Below are 18,312 nucleotides of genomic sequence, written 5' to 3' on the forward strand. Positions count from 1 at the left end.
TCAGAGATAGCATTCCACTTCAGAAAATATTAGGTCCGATATCCCGTTCATGTCCACCTTTCAATCTGTCTCTATGATTTCCAATAGTTCACGACAGACGTCATCCCAGCTACGCAGACGGGCTTGCCGGATTTTTGCTTCCAATTGCTCCAGATGCGCCGAATCCACAATCAGACGCTCACAAGCGGCCGCTATACTTTCAATGGATTCAGGATCACAATACTCGACCAAATCGCCGCCAACTTCCGGCAGTGAACTGCAGTTAGAGACAACAGCTGTCTTTCCATAAGAGAGAGCCTCCCCAACCGGCAATCCCCAACCTTCGTAAAGACTTGCCATGATAGTGAATTTGCAATTTCGATAAAGAAAAGCCAACTCTTCATCGCTCGGACTATCCACAATTTCAATCCAGCCGTAGAGATTTCCTGTCGCACTCAAAAGTCCCTCCAGCGACTGGATAAGCCACCCTTTGCGTCCGGCGAAAATCAAGCGAGGCAAATTATAGTTGCCTTTTTCCAGTAACATTTTCCAACAGTGTGCAATTCGCCAGACATTTTTGCGGGCCTCAATAGTACCAGCGCACAGGACATAAGGCACCGTTGCTATATGGCGAACAGTCTCCGAGAGTTCCGCCGTCTCGCAAAGAAAAGGGTAACTTTCCTTGTTCACTTCCTCTAACAATGGACCAAGTTTCCGTGGCTGAATTTCATTGTCGATACCTTGCTGAACAAGGGGCAGAGTGAGAACATCAAAGTTCAGGTTATAGCTTTTAAAAAAAGCAAGAAGGTCATTTTTTGTGGCATTGCTTATGGACAAATATTTGGTTGTATATCCCGCGCTATTAAGAAGCCAACTGTGGAAAGCAAGCGGCATCATACCCTGAGTCACATTTGGCATTAAAATAGGAATAAGATCATATACAAGCGTATAGCAGGTTATACCTGCCTCCTTTACCCGTTTAAATGTCTTTTCATGCATTGGAAGCCATGAAGCATCAAAATTCACCATAACTTCTCCGGGCTGACAATTTGCAAAAAAGTCATTCTTCGGCGCTTTTTCGAGTTTATTTTTCCTTTTCCGGGGGAATCTTTTTTCAAGCCACATTTCCGGCGTCATATTAAACCGGACGAAGCGGTCTTTCTGAGACAGGAGTGCAAATATATCAAATTTTGTGCGCTGAAAATAATACTTTAGCGTTTCCGATTTATATTTGAAAAGGACGTCAATATTTGTGCGCTCCCTGCCCCCATCAATATCCAGCGCATCGCGAAGCGCCTTTGGATTTGCAAGGTTTGCAACACCAAAATCGACAAGATTCACACAGACATAATTGTTTGTTGCGCGCTCATGAAAGCAAACAAAGACGTCAACATCATTTGTGTAATTCTTTAAACCAATAATGATATTGACTAGAACCCGCTGGATACCTGAAAATCTGTCGATCTTGAAGACATAATTTACCAAGCTGGATATATCAAAATATATTTTTCTTTTTTTCACCAACGGAGCCATTATTACCTCATAATCTGTATGTTGATCACAGACCAACACCGAATTTCATTGGCGTTGCTCAGACACGAATTCCCCAGTCGTCCAGAATTGACTGCAACGTGTTTCCCCAGTTTATCTTGGCCGCCATCCAAGTATTTCATTTGCCAAGCGCTTATCTCCAGCAGCGTGGGATACGTCGATAAGGCGCATTATGGCCGGGTCATCCTACATCGATGCTCGAGCGGGAAATACCCAGCAACAATTTAAGGATGTCTCCGATACGCGTTGACACGCTGGAAAACAAGGTCATATTAGTCATAGGTGATAAATCTCGTGAATAATTAAGGGCAATCAACACATACGTCACACAATATCCCTGACGTAACGAAGTCCCGTTTCGCCTTAAGATGATCGATCCCGGTTTGATTGCTCGATATTTCCCACCGAATAGAAGGAAGCACTTGGAACCAAATTCGTCACGGGTACGCCACGGTCCAAGTTGGCGGGCCACCAAGGTACGCGCCGTTTCACGGCCACACCGGTTTATTATTGACGGAATGAAATAACGTTGTTGCCGCGCATGAACGTGAGAGCGTCCTCTGCATCGATGGTTTTCGCGGCGACGTCCCAAGCCTCTACGTCGAATTCAAATTGCTAGTCCCAAGCATGACTAAAACATGTACGCATCGATCCTCGTTCCAGCGGTAAAAAGTCCTTGGCTCGAAAAAGAAATCCAAACATGAGAAGTGACCCGGCATTTGCGCCGCGACGCGACTCTGACTGCAGCGCAACAACCAAGGTGAGACGAAGGGTCAATGAAAGCTTTCCGCCCGCCGATTTCTTCCGAGCCGTCTATAGTTCTTGTTCTTCCGCAGGCCGATCGTGAGCGTCCGGCGAAGGCATTTTCGCTTGATCGAGAGGCCGATATTATAGGCCGCGTTTCATCTCGTCTGCCATAACGCGTTCGACCACATCCGGATCGCATTGTTCATCGACGAGAAACTGGCGGATTCCACCATCCCATGTCCGTATGTCGGCGAGGAGATTTTGGAGCTCGTCCACGCCGTTCTCGGTCAGGCCCTTTGTGCCGTATTCGCAGCCGTCGCGGACATAAAGCAATTCGCCTTCGCTGATATTATCCGAGTTGACGGTCACCTCTTCGATCAACTCGAGGTTCTCGCCGATCATCTCAGCGACCTCTTTGAGGGTATAGATGATCCTTGAGCGTGCCATCACGCAGCCTCGTAGCGTTTTTTTGCCGGAGTCCACTGCCACGGGAGCAGTTCTGTTGGTTTCCGCGCAGAACTGAGCCGGTGGGGATGCGGACTAAAACTTGGACCACCAGGAGGTAGTTCATGTATTCCCATGCTGACAGAATTCGCGCGGTCGAGCTGTATATCAAGCTCGGCAAGCGGGTTAAGGCGACGATCCGCCAGTTGGGTTATCCGACCAAGAATGCGCTGCGGAACTGGTATCGCGAGTACCAGCAGCATCAAGACCTACGCGTTCGTTGTGTGGCTCGCGCGCCGAAGTTTACTGAGGCCCAGAAGCAGACGGTGCTTGAGCACTACCGCACTCATGATCGCTGTATCTCTGCGACGATGAGAGCGTTGGGCTATCCGGGTCGTGGAACTTTGACCGCATGGGTTCGAGAGGCGTTTCCGGAGGCGAGAACTTCGATGATTGGTCGATCCTGGCGCCCGGCCTATCCCGACGCTTTGAAACAAGTCGCAGTTCTTGATCTTTGCAGTGGAGAGGAAAGTGCCCAGCAAATAGCCGAGCGGCTAGGTGTATGCCGGCCGACGTTGTACGCTTGGAGGAATGAGTTACTCGGTCAAGAGGCTGCCTCATCCATGAAACGCCGCAACACTTCTGCGCCAGCGCCGGAGTGCGAAGAACTCGAGCGACAGCTTGAAGCCCTCCAGCGCGATGTCCGACAATTACAGCTTGAACATGATCTGCTGAAGAAGGCCAATGAATTGCTAAAAAAAGGCCTGGGCGTCGATCTGCAACTCCTGAGTAATCGGGAAAAGACACAGCTGATTGACGCCCTCAAAGATACCTATCGATTGCCAGAACTGCTTTTGCAGGTGGGGATTGCGCGGAGCTCGTACTTCTACCACCGCACCCGAGTGAATCTGGAAGACAAGTATGTCGCCATCCGCCGCAGCCTGACGGAAATCTTCGAAAGCAACCATCGCTGCTACGGCTACCGCAGACTGCAGGCGTCACTGGCCAGGCAGAGCGTAACAATCTCGGAAAAGGTTGTGCAGCGATTGATGAAGCAGGAGAGTTTGGTGGTCGCCAGACCGCGGCGACGGCGTTTTGGCTCGTATATGGGAGAAATCAGTCCTGCGCCGGAGAACCTGATCAACCGGGACTTCAGAGCGAAAACACCGAACGAGAAATGGCTCACAGACATCACCGAATTCCAAATTCCAGCTGGAAAGGTGTACCTGTCGCCCATCATAGATTGCTTCGATGGCATGGTGATCAGTTGGTCAATTGGAACGCAACCGGATGCGGGGCTGGTCAACACGATGCTGGACGCCGCCATCGAGACCGTTACCGACGGCGAAGGCAGGACGATCGTCCACTGGAGTGCCCCCGTTTCGCCGGACATGTCGGCTAGAGCGCGTCCGCTTTACTCGGGATCATATCCGCACGATTTGAAGTAGTTGGCGCACTCTTGTGGTTCGAACAGCGTGACGATCTGGCCGACGGTATTCCATAAGCCCTCGACAGTCCGCTCGGCTTTGGCGCGTCGACGCGAGGCAGATGGGAGGGAAGTGAGCCCCGATTGGCTGCGCGTGGTTTTGGCTGCGGCGTAGCGCTGTCTGCCTCGTCCTCGGCATGAACGGCCGCCATGGCCGTTTCCAGGTCTTCCAGTGCGAGGTCGAATTGCTCGGGATCAGACTTCTCGGATTTGCGGCCAAAGGCTGCCTGTTTGAAAGCGGCGACTAGCTTCTCCAGCCGCTCGATCCGATCATCCTTGCGGACTTCACGAAGCTGCGACGCGATCAGCATCGCCTTTAGGGCAGCAATATCGTCTGGAAGATCGACCACATCCAACATTCTGGAAGTCTATCAAATTGGCCGTCATCTCGCTGCCGGAATTTGCGACCGAGTCATCGTGACGCACCTACTCGATTGCTCTCGGCGCTCTTGTCTCAACGGAGCGGACCCGCCGCCAGTCGAGCCCCGCAAATAGCGCCTCGAACTGGGCATGGCCCAAGGTCATCAGGCCGTCCCGAATGTCTGGCCAAGTGAACGTGTGCTCCTCCAGCCGTTTGTAGGCCATCACCAAGCCGCTGCCATCCCAGTAGATCAGCTTCAATCGGTCCGCCTTGCGTGATCGGAATACGAAGACCGTTCCCGTGAACGGGTCCTTGTGCAGTTCGTTCTTTACCAGCGCCGCCAATCCGTCGTGACCCTTGCGGAAATCGACAGGCTTGGTCGCCATCATGATCCGCACGCGGTTCGAGGGAAAGATCATGCCGGAACCGCACAAGCCCGCGCGACAGCGGCGATCCGGGCAACAGACGCGCCTTCTTCCAGACGGATCGTGACAGAGCCGACAATGATCTCGGGTCGGTTGGCTTTCTTGATAGGCGGCTCCGCAACGGGCGGTTCGACAATCACCGCAGCGAACTCTACCGCATCCTCGGGTGCGGGCAGAACCAACTTGCCCTGCCGTGCCATCGTCCGCCAGGTGGACAGGTGGTTCGGCTTCAGGCCGTGTCGCTCTGCGACCTCATTGACCAAGGCTCCGGGCCGAAGGCTCTCCGAAACGATCTGCGCCTTGACCTCGTCTGGCCAATGCCTATGCAGCTCACGTCCAGACTTCCTGGTCGTGAGAACCTCCAATGTACTCTCCATGGAGAAACTCCCGTTGCTCGTCCATGGATAGGCGATCACAGATCAGGGCGGCGAGGACAATGTGGGATTGGAACAGCGGTTACCGCTTTCGCAGCCAGACGTCAAGTGCACTGCGGCCGATCAATACGGCTCTCTCCTCATGCAATCGCAGAACCATCTCGTTGAGCGTGATATCCTTTTCATCTTCGATCATGCCGATGATGAAGTCCTCGTGAGCATCCAGGCGCGAGCCGCAGCGTCGGCCTTGTTTCGCCGGGGTCAACCGACCCTGCCGCGCACTCGCAATCCAGGCGATTGCTGTCGAAATTCCAATCCCAAATCGTGCTGCTGCTGAACGCGCCGACATGCCATTCCGTGACGCAACCAGTACGCGGCTACGCAGATCATCGCTGAACGCTCGGGTCATATTGCCTCCGACCAAATCACCAGTCGGAGGGAAGGAATCAGAATTCGGCAGCCAAGGGAATCCTCAACGCGATTCCGCGTTTAATGGACGCGCTCTAGGCACGCCGGTCAGCAGCGACATGATATTACAGATCGTGAGGATGTCTCTTTGTGCCGATATCGACACCGCGTGTTGTCGGGATTAATGACTGGGCCTGGCGCAAGGGTCAACACTATCGAACGATTATCTTCGATTTGGAGCGCAACCGTGTCCTTGCCCTGCTGCCGGATCGCAATGCCGAATCGCTCGCATGATAACTGAGGCGATACCCAGGCATCGAGGTGAACGCACCGGCGTCTACGGCGAAGGCGCTCTTCGTTAGCGTTTTTGCGTCAGCAAAAAATGCGTTAGAGTCACTTCTCAGCACAAATCAACAAACAGCCCTCATAATTCAGTCGGGTGGTTTCACTCCAGGCCATCCTGCTCTACATCGACTCTTCGCAAATCCGAAAAAAATCGCAACAGACTGAAATCGCTCACATTTTTTCGGGGGCAGTCTCTAAAATACTGAGCAAGTCGCGACACACTTCCTCCCAATTACGCATTTTCGCAGTGGAGATCCTCTTTTCCAACTCCTGGAGGCGCTGAGGATCGTTGATAAGGCGACGACAAGCCGCAGCAATACTCTCAATCGAGGTCGCATCACAATATTCGACATACTCACCACCAACCTCCGGCAGGGAGCTATTATTGGCCACGACTGCCGTTTTTCCATAGGAAAGCGCCTCGCCGACGGGCAATCCCCAGCCCTCGTAAAGACTTGCCATAATCGAAAATTTGCAGTTCCTGTATAGGAACGCCAACTCAGCGTCGCTGGGCGCTTCGACTACCTGAATCCAACCATCAAGATTACCCGAGCCTTTCAGGAAATTTTCGAACGCCTCAATGTGCCAGCCTTTTCTACCAGCGAACACAAGCCGTGGAAGGTCGTAGTTCCCTTCTTGAAGCAAGCGCTGCCAACTCTGAGCGATACGCCATACATTTTTCCGTGCCTCAATTGTTCCGGCACATAAAACATAAGGAACAGTCGTCACATTGCGTACATCGTCAGAAATTTCCGCCACTTCGTGCAGCCACGGATACGCATCTTTGTTAACTTGTGTAGACATAGGCCCCAAGGCCGTGGGAGAGATTTTCTTATCTATCCCCTGCTGCACTAGGGACAAGACCGCGACCTCGCGTTCGAAACCGTATTTGGCCAAAAAATCCTGTAGATCCCTTTTTGTAGCATTACTAATACACAGATATTTCGAGGTGTAGTCGACACTGTTTGCCAGCCATTTATGAAAGATAAGAGGCATCATCCCGTGGGTCGTCTGCGGTAGCAAAATGGGAATCAGGTCGTAGACAAGCGTATAGCATATTACGCCTTTCTCCTTGGCGGCGGAGAATGTTCTTTCATGTAAAGGCAACCACGAACTATCGAGATTGACCAAGGCATCTCCAGGACGACATATGGCTAGAAAACTCTTTCTTACCGTGTCCCTCCGAGCCCTTCCATCCTTAGGAAAGCGCATTTCCAGCCAACGCTCAGGCGTTATGTTGTATCTGAGAAACGAACTTTTCGAGCCAAGGAATGCCAAGATATCCAGTCTCGTTCGATGGAAGTAATATTTTGCAGCGTTCGATTTATATTTTGAAATTATACCTACATCTGCCGTACCTTTCGATTTTCCGACATTCAAAGCACCTCGAAGCGTCCGGGGATCATCGAAATTAGCTAAGTCAAACTCGTCAAAAGAAACGCACACATATTTTTTCCCCACACCTTCGTGGAAACATAAATAAAACTCTGCGTCCGACGTCGCATTCTCAAGCTTCGTTATTATGTTTACGAGAACTCGCTGAATTCCGGAGTACCGATCTATTTTCGAAACATACTCCACAAGGCTGGATATATCGAAAAACACGCGCTTTTTTTTATGTTCACTAGACATAGTGTCCCCAACTTCATATTGGACTCAAAGTAAAGTCGCGCATATAGAAAAATAAATTCTTCTTCGCTTGGTGCTTTCTATGGAGGAAATTTAAGGCTCCTTTCAGGCAAGTAACAAGGACAAGAAAAACTTCCCAGAAATCTTTACAGACTGCAGAGCATAAAAGGCAACGCGCAAACTTGAAACCTCAATGAGACTAATCGGTGACTGTAATGCAGCAGTGATTCTTTTTTCGATATAACGCTGCCAATACAAGATCCATATATATTTGACGCGTAAATCAATCCAATCGATCTCGTGACCGGCCTGAATTTATTCGCGCGCTCGCCAATAATCCAAAACCGAACGTAACGTTGTTTCCCAGGGGATTTGCGGCGACCATTGGAGAAGATGACCAGCTTTGGCCGAACTCCCTGCCACATAGCTCACTTCACTCGCTCGCATTCGAGCGGGATCTTCTAAGACTTGAATCTTGACTTGGGACATTGCAAGCAGACTGTCTAGAATATCTCCAATTCGGCGCGCGGTTCCAGAGGATAGATTTATGATCACGCCGTCCTTAAATCTCTCAGGAGGCAGAAGGGCCGCCGCCACATAAGCCGAGACTATATCGCTGACGTCTGTAAAATCACGCTGCGCTTCAAGGTTCCCAACCTTGATGATCGGTGGTTGCAAACCTTTTTCAATCCGTGCAATCTGCGCCGCGAAACCGGAGACTACGAAGTTTTCCGCCTGCCCCGGCCCGGTATGGTTAAATGGTCGAAATCGAACAGCATTCAGCCCACTTTTCGACATCTGGCCAATGAAGAGATCTGCCGCCGCTTTTGACGTTGCATAGACATTTGTCGGAGCAAGTAACGTTTCCTCGTCCAAAGGCCTTGTCGCACCGATAAAGCTGCTCCCATAAACCTCGGACGACCCGATATTTAGGAACAGGGCTTCAGGACAAAATTTGCGAACACTACATGCCAGCGCAATCGTTCCGTTAAGATTGACGGCAAATGTCTGTTTCGGAGAAGCAGAGGCTTCCAATACATGAGAGACCGCAGCCAAATGTATAACCACGGTCGGTCGCCAAGTCTCTATAACCTGTGCGACAGCCTCTTCGTCTTCAATGTCCAACGCAATTGAGACCTCAGTTCCTTGTGACTGAGCGGCAATGTCATTTCCACCTCCCTTGAAGGTGGAAATTATCTGAGCAGCCGGCGGGAGGACTTTTTGTAATTCCTCCCGCAGCCAACGTCCAACAAATCCATTCGCGCCCGTTATCAAGATACGGGGATTAGAGACAGAGTTTTGCTGCGCCATATTCACTTCGAAAGCCGACTGATATCCGCGTCAACCATTTCACAAATCATTTCTTCAAGCGTGATTGTGGCTTCCCAACCAAGCTTCTCTTTTGCTTTCTTGGGGTTACCAAGAAGTACGTCAACCTCGGCCGGGCGGAACAGCTCCGGATCGATCACGAGATAATCGTCAACATTCAGCCCAACGTGCCCGAAAGCGATCTTGCACATATCTCGAACGGTAACCGTGCGCCCTGTTGCAACGACATAGTCATCCGGGATTTCCTGCTGCAACATCAGCCACATTGCACGGACATAGTCCTTGGAGTGACCCCAGTCACGCTTCGCATCAATGTTGCCGAGGCGTAGCTCGTCGCGAAGCCCCAACTTAATTCTGGCCACACCGTCTGTAACCTTGCGGGTTACAAATTCGATCCCACGCAGCGGCGATTCATGATTGAACAGAATACCACTGGAGGCGTGCAAACCGAAACTCTCACGGTAGTTTACCGTCATCCAGTGCGCATAAAGTTTCGCAACAGCATAAGGGGAACGCGGATAAAACGGCGTCGTCTCGTTCTGCATCGCCTCCTGAATGAGGCCATACATCTCAGAAGAGGAAGCCTGATAAAAGCGCGCACCCGGCGCCTCAAGTCTCGTCGCCTCCAACATGTTTGCGCAACCGATGCCGGTCACCTGCCCCGTCAGCAGCGGCTGGTTCCAGGAAGACTTCACAAATGATTGCGCACCCAGATTGTATATTTCGTCGGGCTGCACTTCACGCATAATCCGAATTATGCTGGAGAGATCTGTAAGATTTCCATCAATAAAACGAACATGCCTGTCGATATTCAGCCACTTCAGCCTAGTATCATTGACATCTGCGGTACTGGAGCGACGCACCAAGCCGTATACTTCATAACCCTTCTCCAGCAAAAACTGCGAAAGATAGGCTCCATCCTGGCCAGTTAATCCGGTTACCAACGCCTTTTTCATATTCCACCTGTAATCTAATCAACCCAGATCTTCTGGTCATCCTGCGTTACATGCCAGCACGAATTCCAAAAAATGCGCAGGCAGCAACCCCTTCTATGATATTTGTCGGTATTTACCGAGTCCTTTTCTCTAAACGCACAGATATCCGTTACCCACGTGACCTCCGAAACGCTTCAAGTGGCTAAAAGCGTATTTTTCACCCCTAAAAGCATTTCAGATGCGACATTGCGCCATGTCCGCATCGAGGGTTTCCGTTCAGCGATCTCAAGACGCAGGGCTTCGTAATCTGCGTTATTCCCCAACAACTCACCCAAAACATTCGCCAACTCATCTGGCTTTTCCGGGTCGAAATAGCGCGCCAGATCGCCCCCCGCCTCTCGCAGTGCCGGAACGTCCGCCGCCAGTGCAGGTGTTCCGCACCATAACGCCTCGCTGATCGGCAAACCCCATCCTTCCATCCGACTGGGGAGAACAAGCGCAAATGCACGCTTATACAATTCCGCCAGTTCCGCCTGGTTCGGGTTGAGTACGAAATGAAATTTTGTGGACAGGGGCAGAAATCGCTTATTCTTTAGAAATTTCTCCACACGTTTGCGTCTCGCACCAGCCAACACGAGATTGGGGACATCCATTCCCCGCTCGTGAAGGGACATCATGGCCTCAACTACGCATTCCAGATTTTTCCTGCCATTATAGATTCCCACGCATAAGATGTAACGTCCGGACGGCCCGCGCTTCTCTATAGGTTCTGAGGTCGGGCGCAACTCGTTGCAAAGCGGCACGGCAATGACCTTTGATACAGGCGGTAACACGCCTTTCTCCGAAAAATGCAGAACCTCACGAGCTGTGAATTCCGAATTCGTGAGAATGAGTGACGATGCTTTAATCGCCACCTGATTGTCGTGCAGAAAATTCTTCGGGAAAGAGAATTGATTCCTGTGCGTGAAATCATGCAACGGGATCATGTCGTGCAGAAGTGGGACAAAGATCACGTTTGTTCCACGCGCTTCAAGGGCGGCCAGATAGTCGGACATAATCTTCGGCCTGCCCAGGGAGATCAGCACATGACCGGAGAGATCGACTTCCTTAGCCGAACCATCCGGGACCGTAGCCCATCGCCGCCGGTTTCTGAAATCGACGACCTTTCGAATAGCCCAATAAACGGAAGATTTGACGGGGTTATTGTTGAAGAGGCTTTGGCGCAGCCGAAGAGGGGTAGCAGAGGGAGGAAGATTGTGGTCCAGCACGCCGGTCGGCGATGCGTCTCCAACCCTTGGAAAAACTTCAAAAAACCGACCATGATACGGAGAATATATGACGTATCGGACTCTGGAATCCAATTTTGTCAGTTCGTAAGCGACCTCCATCACAGTTCTGGAGATACCATAATATTTAAATTTTACGCCTGAATTTAAAAAAAGTTCGGAAAGATCGAAAAAAACTTCAGTCATCTTACAGACATATCCTCATGCCCCACCAAGTGGCAGTTGACGCCGATGCAACGTTACTAAATCACCCACATCGGGGACACGCCCCGCTTTAAACCCTTAACCTTTGGCGCGGGCGGAGAGATGTGGGCGGCTTATACAGGTGGTTCCGAACTCTTGTCAAATGCGCTCATCACCCGTGAAAACTTCGGCAGTCATCGGTTCATCAAGCAAAAATTAGGTTGTTTCTATTCGCTGTGGAAAGCTCTATCCCGCATTTGAAGCGTCACCTCACGTTCGATATCACGAAAGTTAAGGGGCGATAGAAAGTTGAGAGGTTTCATTTTGAACACATACGCTCGAAAGATCACGCCGGTTCTTCTGGCCGGCGGTGCCGGTTCGCGGCTTTGGCCGGTATCGCGCGATCAGTTGCCCAAGCAGTTTCAGCCGCTGGTCGGCAATCTTTCGACCTATCAGCAGACGCTGCAGCGGGTGGGAGACAAGGGGCTTTATGCCGAGCCGCTGGTGATCACCAACGAGGATTTCCGTTTCTTCGCCCGCCGTCAGGCCGAAGAGATCGATCTGCCGGCAACCGTGGTGCTGGAGCCCGCCCGCCGCGACAGCGCCGCCGCCATGGCTGCCGCCGCCGTGCTGGCCGAGCGCCGCGAGCCCGGATGCCTGGTGCTGGCACTTGCCGCCGACCATGTGGTGCTCGATGCCGACAAGTTTTCAGACGCCGTGAAACTCGGCGCAAAAGCCGCCGATCAGGGCAATATCGTCGTCTTCGGCCTGGTGCCGACCGAACCGCGCACCTCCTACGGTTATATCAAGCCGGGCGAGGCGATCGATGGCGAAAAAGACCTCAGCACCGTCGACGCCTTCGTGGAAAAGCCGGATATGAAGACGGCGATCTCCTATCTGGAAAAGGGTTATCTCTGGAATTCCGGCAACTTCCTGTTCCGCTCCGATGTGATGATCGCCGAACTGAAGGCCTTCGCCCCGGAGATTCTTGCGGCGGTGACGCAGGCGGTCGAGCAATATGAAAGCGACCTCGGTTTCGTGCGCCTGCATCAGGCAAGCTTCGAGGCCTCGCCGAAAAACTCCATCGACTATGCGGTGATCGAGAAGACCAAACGCATGGCGGTGGTGCATGGCCATTTCCGCTGGTCGGATATCGGCAGTTGGGATGCGATCTGGGAGATCGCCGACAAGCGCGGCAACGACAATGCGCTGGAAGGCAACGGCGTCTTCATCGATTCCGAAGGCTGCCTCATCCATTCGACGCAATTGCTGACGACGGTGGTTGGCGCGAAGGACATGGTGGTGGTGGCCACCAAGGATGCGGTTCTGGTGGTGCCGAAAAACCGGGTGCAGGATGTGAAGGGTCTGGTGGAGACGCTGAAGGACGGCGAACACGCACCGCAGACGCAAAGCCACAAGCGCGTCTATCGCCCCTGGGGTTATATCGAACACATGTATGTGGACGAGCGTTACCGGGTTGGCCACATCACGGTCGATCCCGGCCACCGCATCTCGTTCCAGAAACATTATCACCGCTCGGAACACTGGATCGTCGTCAAGGGCACGGCGACGGTGACGATTGGCGAGGAGACCCGGCTGCTGACGGAGAACCAGTCGGTCTATATCCCGATCGGCCAGCCGCACCGGCTTGCCAATGAGGGGCAGATCCCGCTCGAGTTGGTCGAAATCCAGACCGGAGCCTATATCGGCGAGGACGATGTCATCCGCATCGAGGACGATTATAAAAGACGTTAACGGTGCATCTCGAATGTTCGACCGGGTCGGCGGGATGTTGACACTCGCCGGCCACCGCACTATTTGGTTCGCTTGAACAACGAGTCTGAGGACTTTTCCAGCGCCGAGAGAAATTATTAAGCCAGTTGATACGGGATTACGAAACGAAGTAGAATGCGGCTTAGCTATTCGGAACAGATAGTGGACTGGTTTCCTGGTCAAAAATGATCGAAATGGACAGCCATCAATTTCTCAAATCGTAGTGGTATCAGCTAACTAAGGATATCTCCGTGATCGGATCTTTTTTGTCTGAAAACGACAAGACGTTGCTGGTGCGACTTTTCAAAGAAAATTTCAGAAAGCATGTTGGCTGGTATTCTGCGGCAATTGCCGCGATGCTCGTCGTCGCCGGCACGACGTCTCTCAGCGCATGGATCATGCGCGATATCGTCAACAGCGTTTATCTGAAGCAGGGCTTTGACGTCGTTCTCGAGATTGCCTTTGCAGTCGCGGCCATCTTCATCGTCAAAGGCCTCGCAACCTTTGTGCAGAGCTATTATCTCAGCAAAGCTGGTAATAGCATCGTAGCGGAGCAACAACGCAAGATCTACGATCGGCTTCTGAAGCAGGGCGTTTCCTTCTTTCAGAATCTGCCGTCCTCGGAACTGCTGGTTCGCGTTACTTACAATGCACAGGCGGCACGCAGTGTCATCGATACGATTGTCACATCGTTCGTGCGTGACCTGTTTTCGCTTATCGGTCTGATTATCGTGATGTTCGCCCAGAATTTCCTCCTGAGTGCGATCTCCATGATTATTGGTCCTCTTGCCATCTTCAGCGTTCGGCTTGTCTTGCGCCGCGTACGCAAGATCATGGAGGCGGAGCTTGCTTCGCTCGGTGAGATTGTCAATGTCGTACAGGAAACCAGCATAGGTGTACGTGTCATCAAGGCATTCTCCCTTGAGAAGCTTATGCGTCAGCGCATGAACAAGGCGGTTTCCGACGTAGAGCAACGTGCCAATGGCATTGCCAAACTAGAGGCCGCAACCAGTCCCATCATGGAGACGCTATCAGGCCTCGCAATTGCTGTCGTTATTGCCGTGTCCGGCTATACGGTTCTCGAAAAAGGCGGTTCGCCGGGCGATTTGATGGCGTTTATTACCGCCCTGCTGCTCGCCTATGAACCGGCGAAACGCCTCGCCCGCATGCGGGTACAGATCGAAGGCGGCATGATTGGCGTGCGGATGATGTTTGAGGTGCTGGACGCGCCGCTGACGCTTGCCGAGAAAAAAGACGCCGAGCCTCTGCCCAAAGCGACAGGCGATGTCGAACTAAAAAATGTGAGCTTTGAATATGTTGCAGGCCAGCCCGTTCTGAAGGATGTCAGCCTGCTCTTCGAAGGTGGCAAGATGACTGCACTGGTCGGCCCATCCGGCAGCGGCAAATCCACCATCATCAATCTTATGATGCGCCTTTACGACCCGCAAACCGGTTCAGTAGAAATCAACGGTATGGATTTGCGCGACGTTTCTTTTTCGAGCTTGCGCGAGCACGTTTCTTACGTTGGGCAGGAAACATTCCTGTTTTCGGGATCCATAAGGCACAATATTTCCGTTGGCCGCGACAATGCCACCGAAGAAGAGATAATAGCCGCCGCCAAGGCAGCCAATGCGCACGATTTCATCATGAGCATGCCGGAAGGCTATGATAGCAGACTCGGTGAAAATGGCTCTGGATTGTCCGGGGGGCAGCGGCAGCGTGTTGCGATTGCCCGCGCCATGCTCAGAGACGCAGATATTTTGATCCTCGATGAAGCAACCAGCGCATTGGATTCGGAATCCGAAGCTCTCGTCAGAGATGCACTTGAACGATTGACGCTCAACAAGACATCAATCGTCATTGCTCACCGTCTCTCCACTATCAATCGTGCCGACAAGATTGTCGTTATGGATAATGGTGAAGTCGCCGAGCAGGGCAGCAGACGTGAGCTTCTTGCGAATGATGGCCTTTATAAACGGCTTCACAGCATCCAATTTGATGCCGATGTAGCTTAGTGGTAAAGATTCGACACACGAAAGGCGCGACTTTGATCTGCGCCGAGTGCGTCGGTTATGATAAACCGCTTGCTTGTAGCATATTAATTAATACTGACTGTCTCGCCGCCCTGAAAAGGAGGGTGGTGTATATGGCACGCCCACCGGCTGGGCGTGCTGAGTTCACCCACTGACCGCCAGCACGGCCTCTGCCTCATATATGGCGCAGACGATGTGATAAAACGTGCTTGCCGGCGCCGGTTCGTCGAGCATCGGCCTGTCGGCCGGCCATTTGTCGAACCACAGGCCCTTGACCGGCGTGTCGAGGAAAGGCTGCAGCGCGCCGATGGCGCTGAGGCCGGAGGCGAGGTAACGCTGCCGTTCCTCGCCGTTCGTAACGCTCGCCAGCCGCACCGCAGCCTTCAGCCATTCCGTCTGCGGCCACAACCGCGCCAGCCCGTCATGCACCGAAAAATCGTCGTAGAGGCTCATCACCGCCACCTTGCGGCGCGGGCAGATGCCGTAGGCCTCGCCGATCTCGAACAGCCGTTTTGCCTTGCCGATCGCTTCATCGTTTCCACGCAGGCTGCCCCAGCGCACCAGAAGCCAGGCCCATTCGAACTGGTGGCCCGGCTCCATGATCCGGCCCCTGTCGCTGTCATGCGGTGTCCAGTCATGGGCGAAGAATTCGCGCAAGCCGCCATTGCCGCCATCGATGAAGCGGTTAAGCGCAAGATCGGCGATCTCGTCGGCCAGCACCGACCACGGGCCGTCCGGGTCCTGCGCCTCCCAGGCCAGCATCGCCTCGAAGAGATGCATATGCGGATTGGAGCAGAGCGGCGTGCGCGGCGGGTTCGCTTCCTCGAAGCCGGCGACCGGATGTCTGTAGTCGCGTTCGAGGATGGCAAGGATATCGAGCGCCCGGTCGCGCATCTCGTCCCGGCGCTCGGGAAGGCTCGCCGCCGCCTGTGCGGCGGCAAACAGCGCAAAGGCCTGATTGTAGAGATCGAAGGAGGGATCGATCAGCTTGCCGGTCTGGTCGGCAAGGTTGCCATAAAGGCCGTTTTCGAGGCGATAGACCTTCTCGAACCAGGAGAGGCCATGCAGGAGCGCGTCTTTCCACGCCCCCTGCCAGCCATGCTGACCGGCGGCGGCGAAACAATAGGCCTGACGCGGCTGCACGCGGGCGCGGCGGTCATCGGAAAAAACCGGTTTCGCATCCTGGCCGAGACGTTCGTAAAAGCCGCCATCCGGCCGCGCCGAACCCGCCTCCCACCACAGGGGCAGGGCGTCCTCATCCAGCCATTTGCGTAATCTTCCGATCTCTTCGGCAAGCGTCTGCGCGATGTTCGGAAATTGCAATGTCATGCGTCAACTCTCTATTCTACGTCTTGGTAGGGACGAATACGCTAAGGGAACCCAGAAGCAAACGCTTGAATTTATGTTTTGTGACGCTGTCAACCACAAACACTATCATTTGCTCTCTCATAAAGCCGCGGCACGCGAGGCAGGGTATGTTTTGGCGAGCGCTGTAAAGGGAACCGAGTTACGCTACCGGCTAAGCGATGAAGATGAATTGCGGAGCGGCACAAGATTGAATATGGCTTCAAATATGAACAACTCGTCCATGATAGCCCGATTAAGCTTCCTCGATGGCCTGCGGGGTATCGCTGCGTTTGCCGTAGTTTTCTGGCATTGGCAGCATTTTTTTTTCAATGGAACCGTGCTGGGGCCACTCAGGACGGAGGCACAGCCATTTTACCAAGCATTCGCCTTGTTTTATCGGGAGGGCTGGCGGGCGGTACCGCTGTTTTTTGCTCTCTCTGGCGTGATTTTCTTCTGGTTAGCTGAAGAGAAGCTGACATCAAAAAAGCTGAGCCTCACAGCCTTCGCCGTCGACAGATTCAGCAGGATTTATCCGCTTTACATCATCACGTTTGTTTCGGTTTTCATTGTCCAGTGGTTTATTCGCGGAGAGACAGGAAGCTATTTTGTTTACGCATTTTACGACACCTATCACGCCGTACTGAACATACTCCTGATGTCAGCCTGGGGGCTCGAAGAGGGCTGGTCTTTCAATGCTCCGGTTTGGTCGATTTCTGTTGAAATCCTTCTCTACATCACCTTCGCTATTGGATGCATGCTCGGCAAAGCTCGGTACATATATTTCGTGGGGCTGCTCATCCTAGGGCATTTACTTCCAGCATCAGCTTACAAGGTTGCCAGCGGACTAACGCAATTTTATCTCGCAGGGCTTCTCTTCGCCGTGTTTAGGGGGGGTAAACGACAATTTGGCGACAGGGTCATTGCACCGTTTGTTTTCGTCGTACTTGTCTGCTGGTCGGTGTTGATTTTCGTTCCAGAGGCGAGGAAGTTCCTACTTGATACAATGGCATTTCCTTTAGGTATCATCGCCCTGACCGCATTGAATATGCGCTATCAGCGACGAATCCGCCTATTCGAATGGCTAGGTGATGTGAGTTATTCGGTCTACTTGTGGCACTTCCCACTTCAGTGCGTGTTTGTGCTGACCGCATTTCACCTAGGTTACGATAGGACCGTTTTCTACTCACCTACGGTCATGCTCGCATTCTTCGGAGTTGCGTCAGCCATCTCCATTCTGTCATTCTCGTATATTGAGCTTCCAGCAAAACAAATTCTCAGATCTCTACTAAAGGGCGGTCCATCGACGCTGGCGCAAACCAAACCGGTCAATCCCAACGGATAAGAGCGATTTTTCAGCTATTTTGGCGTCAGGATATCGCGAACAGGCTTGGTCAATCACACCGCAGGCAATGCAATGCGGATGATCTCGTCAATAAATTTCTCGACAATCGGCTGGGGTCACTGACCACTCCCCGTAAGAGTAGCGCAAGAAACTATCCCGCCAAGCAAGGAAGGCCTGCGCTTCTGTCGCCAGGCTTCTGGATTTCGGAATTTACTAACTCAGAGATTGACAATACGAGAGGGCCTTGCTGCAAAAGAGGCACGGGCCACCCGGTGTGAAACACGACGACTTTCCCTCTCTCGATGGATTACGGGCGATATCCGTTTCCTTGGTCC

The 18,312-nt window shown here is 52.6% G+C and carries 12 protein-coding genes and 4 pseudogenes; 4 read left to right on the forward strand and 12 right to left on the reverse strand.

Annotated elements, in window-relative coordinates; translation table 11 throughout:
• Positions 1 to 60: 60 nt before the first annotated feature.
• Entirely contained in the window at positions 61 to 1,512 is a 1,452-nt protein-coding gene (locus ACQZ5N_RS11720; RefSeq protein ID WP_080853498.1) for a glycosyltransferase family 4 protein, read from the reverse strand.
• A 906-nt stretch (positions 1,513 to 2,418) separates the two neighbouring features.
• Complete coding sequence (locus tag ACQZ5N_RS11725; RefSeq protein ID WP_448733037.1) at positions 2,419 to 2,724, reverse strand: hypothetical protein; 306 nt, start codon at positions 2,722 to 2,724, stop codon at positions 2,419 to 2,421.
• Between the two features lie 122 nt (positions 2,725 to 2,846).
• On the opposite strand from ACQZ5N_RS11725, the pseudogene ACQZ5N_RS11730 reads away from it, so the two are divergent.
• A pseudogene (locus ACQZ5N_RS11730) lies at positions 2,847 to 4,088 on the forward strand (IS3 family transposase); the annotation flags it as partial.
• Positions 4,089 to 4,135: 47 nt separating this feature from the next.
• On the opposite strand, the pseudogene ACQZ5N_RS11735 reads toward ACQZ5N_RS11730, so the two are convergent.
• The 9 genes and pseudogenes from ACQZ5N_RS11735 to ACQZ5N_RS11775 all read right to left on the reverse strand — a co-directional run.
• Positions 4,136 to 4,255, reverse strand: a pseudogene (locus ACQZ5N_RS11735) (IS630 family transposase); the annotation flags it as partial.
• Positions 4,256 to 4,257: 2 nt separating this feature from the next.
• Positions 4,258 to 4,566: pseudogene (locus ACQZ5N_RS11740) on the reverse strand (transposase domain-containing protein); the annotation flags it as partial.
• 67 nt (positions 4,567 to 4,633) lie between these two features.
• The gene (gene tnpB, locus ACQZ5N_RS11745) at positions 4,634 to 4,987 is read right to left on the reverse strand and encodes an IS66 family insertion sequence element accessory protein TnpB (protein ID WP_448732973.1); all 354 of its coding nucleotides are present in this window, start codon (positions 4,985 to 4,987) and stop codon (positions 4,634 to 4,636) included.
• Positions 4,984 to 5,370 carry an IS66-like element accessory protein TnpA gene (tnpA, locus tag ACQZ5N_RS11750; RefSeq protein ID WP_448732974.1) on the reverse strand — a complete coding sequence of 129 codons (387 nt, stop codon included), beginning with the start codon at positions 5,368 to 5,370 and terminating at the stop codon, positions 4,984 to 4,986. The genes tnpB and tnpA overlap by 4 nt, the downstream gene beginning before the upstream one ends.
• An 82-nt stretch (positions 5,371 to 5,452) precedes the next feature.
• Positions 5,453 to 5,776 (reverse strand): annotated as a pseudogene (locus tag ACQZ5N_RS11755) (IS630 family transposase); the annotation flags it as partial.
• A 515-nt stretch (positions 5,777 to 6,291) separates the two neighbouring features.
• Positions 6,292 to 7,752, reverse strand: coding sequence for a glycosyltransferase family 4 protein (locus ACQZ5N_RS11760; protein ID WP_448732975.1), 1,461 nt, complete (start codon positions 7,750 to 7,752; stop codon positions 6,292 to 6,294).
• A 312-nt stretch (positions 7,753 to 8,064) separates the two neighbouring features.
• Positions 8,065 to 9,060, reverse strand: a complete 996-nt coding sequence (locus ACQZ5N_RS11765) for a GDP-mannose 4,6-dehydratase (RefSeq protein ID WP_269833003.1) — start codon at positions 9,058 to 9,060, stop codon at positions 8,065 to 8,067.
• 2 nt (positions 9,061 to 9,062) lie between these two features.
• Positions 9,063 to 10,034, reverse strand: a complete 972-nt coding sequence (gmd, locus tag ACQZ5N_RS11770) for a GDP-mannose 4,6-dehydratase (protein WP_020811463.1) — start codon at positions 10,032 to 10,034, stop codon at positions 9,063 to 9,065.
• A gap of 173 nt (positions 10,035 to 10,207) precedes the next feature.
• Positions 10,208 to 11,485 (reverse strand): glycosyltransferase family 4 protein, encoded by a 1,278-nt coding sequence (locus ACQZ5N_RS11775; protein ID WP_448732976.1) that lies wholly within the window; start codon positions 11,483 to 11,485, stop codon positions 10,208 to 10,210.
• Between the two features lie 321 nt (positions 11,486 to 11,806).
• Between ACQZ5N_RS11775 and ACQZ5N_RS11780 the strand changes: the two genes are divergently transcribed.
• Together ACQZ5N_RS11780 and ACQZ5N_RS11785 are read left to right on the forward strand one after the other, a co-directional pair.
• Positions 11,807 to 13,237 (forward strand): mannose-1-phosphate guanylyltransferase/mannose-6-phosphate isomerase, encoded by a 1,431-nt coding sequence (locus ACQZ5N_RS11780; protein ID WP_448732977.1) that lies wholly within the window; start codon positions 11,807 to 11,809, stop codon positions 13,235 to 13,237.
• A 269-nt stretch (positions 13,238 to 13,506) separates the two neighbouring features.
• Positions 13,507 to 15,270, forward strand: coding sequence for an ABC transporter ATP-binding protein (locus tag ACQZ5N_RS11785; protein WP_174058794.1), 1,764 nt, complete (start codon positions 13,507 to 13,509; stop codon positions 15,268 to 15,270).
• A 162-nt stretch (positions 15,271 to 15,432) separates the two neighbouring features.
• Here ACQZ5N_RS11785 and ACQZ5N_RS11790 read toward each other — a convergent pair whose 3' ends face one another.
• Positions 15,433 to 16,617: an AGE family epimerase/isomerase gene (locus ACQZ5N_RS11790; RefSeq protein WP_448732978.1), complete on the reverse strand. Its 1,185-nt coding sequence runs from the start codon at positions 16,615 to 16,617 to the stop codon at positions 15,433 to 15,435.
• On the opposite strand from ACQZ5N_RS11790, the gene ACQZ5N_RS11795 reads away from it, so the two are divergent.
• Positions 16,616 to 17,977 (forward strand): acyltransferase family protein, encoded by a 1,362-nt coding sequence (locus ACQZ5N_RS11795; RefSeq protein WP_448732979.1) that lies wholly within the window; start codon positions 16,616 to 16,618, stop codon positions 17,975 to 17,977. The two genes, ACQZ5N_RS11790 and ACQZ5N_RS11795, sit on opposite strands and share 2 nt — an antisense overlap.
• The last annotated feature ends 335 nt before the right edge of the window (positions 17,978 to 18,312 follow it).

It is taken from the genome of Agrobacterium sp. 22-221-1, from assembly GCF_053522445.1.

Excerpts from the sequence above, each read along its gene's own strand:
- ACQZ5N_RS11765 (WP_269833003.1), bottom strand. The coding sequence starts at position 9,060 with ATGGCGCAGCAAAACTCTGTCTCTAATCCCCGTATCTTGATAACGGGC.
- gmd (WP_020811463.1), bottom strand. The coding sequence starts at position 10,034 with ATGAAAAAGGCGTTGGTAACCGGATTAACTGGCCAGGATGGAGCCTAT.
- ACQZ5N_RS11725 (WP_448733037.1), bottom strand. The coding sequence starts at position 2,724 with ATGGCACGCTCAAGGATCATCTATACCCTCAAAGAGGTCGCTGAGATG.
- ACQZ5N_RS11775 (WP_448732976.1), bottom strand. The coding sequence starts at position 11,485 with ATGACTGAAGTTTTTTTCGATCTTTCCGAACTTTTTTTAAATTCAGGC.
- ACQZ5N_RS11790 (WP_448732978.1), bottom strand. The coding sequence starts at position 16,617 with ATGACATTGCAATTTCCGAACATCGCGCAGACGCTTGCCGAAGAGATC.
- tnpB (WP_448732973.1), bottom strand. The coding sequence starts at position 4,987 with ATGATCTTTCCCTCGAACCGCGTGCGGATCATGATGGCGACCAAGCCT.
- ACQZ5N_RS11795 (WP_448732979.1), top strand. The coding sequence starts at position 16,616 with ATGCGTCAACTCTCTATTCTACGTCTTGGTAGGGACGAATACGCTAAG.
- ACQZ5N_RS11760 (WP_448732975.1), bottom strand. The coding sequence starts at position 7,752 with ATGTCTAGTGAACATAAAAAAAAGCGCGTGTTTTTCGATATATCCAGC.
- tnpA (WP_448732974.1), bottom strand. The coding sequence starts at position 5,370 with ATGGAGAGTACATTGGAGGTTCTCACGACCAGGAAGTCTGGACGTGAG.
- ACQZ5N_RS11720 (WP_080853498.1), bottom strand. The coding sequence starts at position 1,512 with ATGGCTCCGTTGGTGAAAAAAAGAAAAATATATTTTGATATATCCAGC.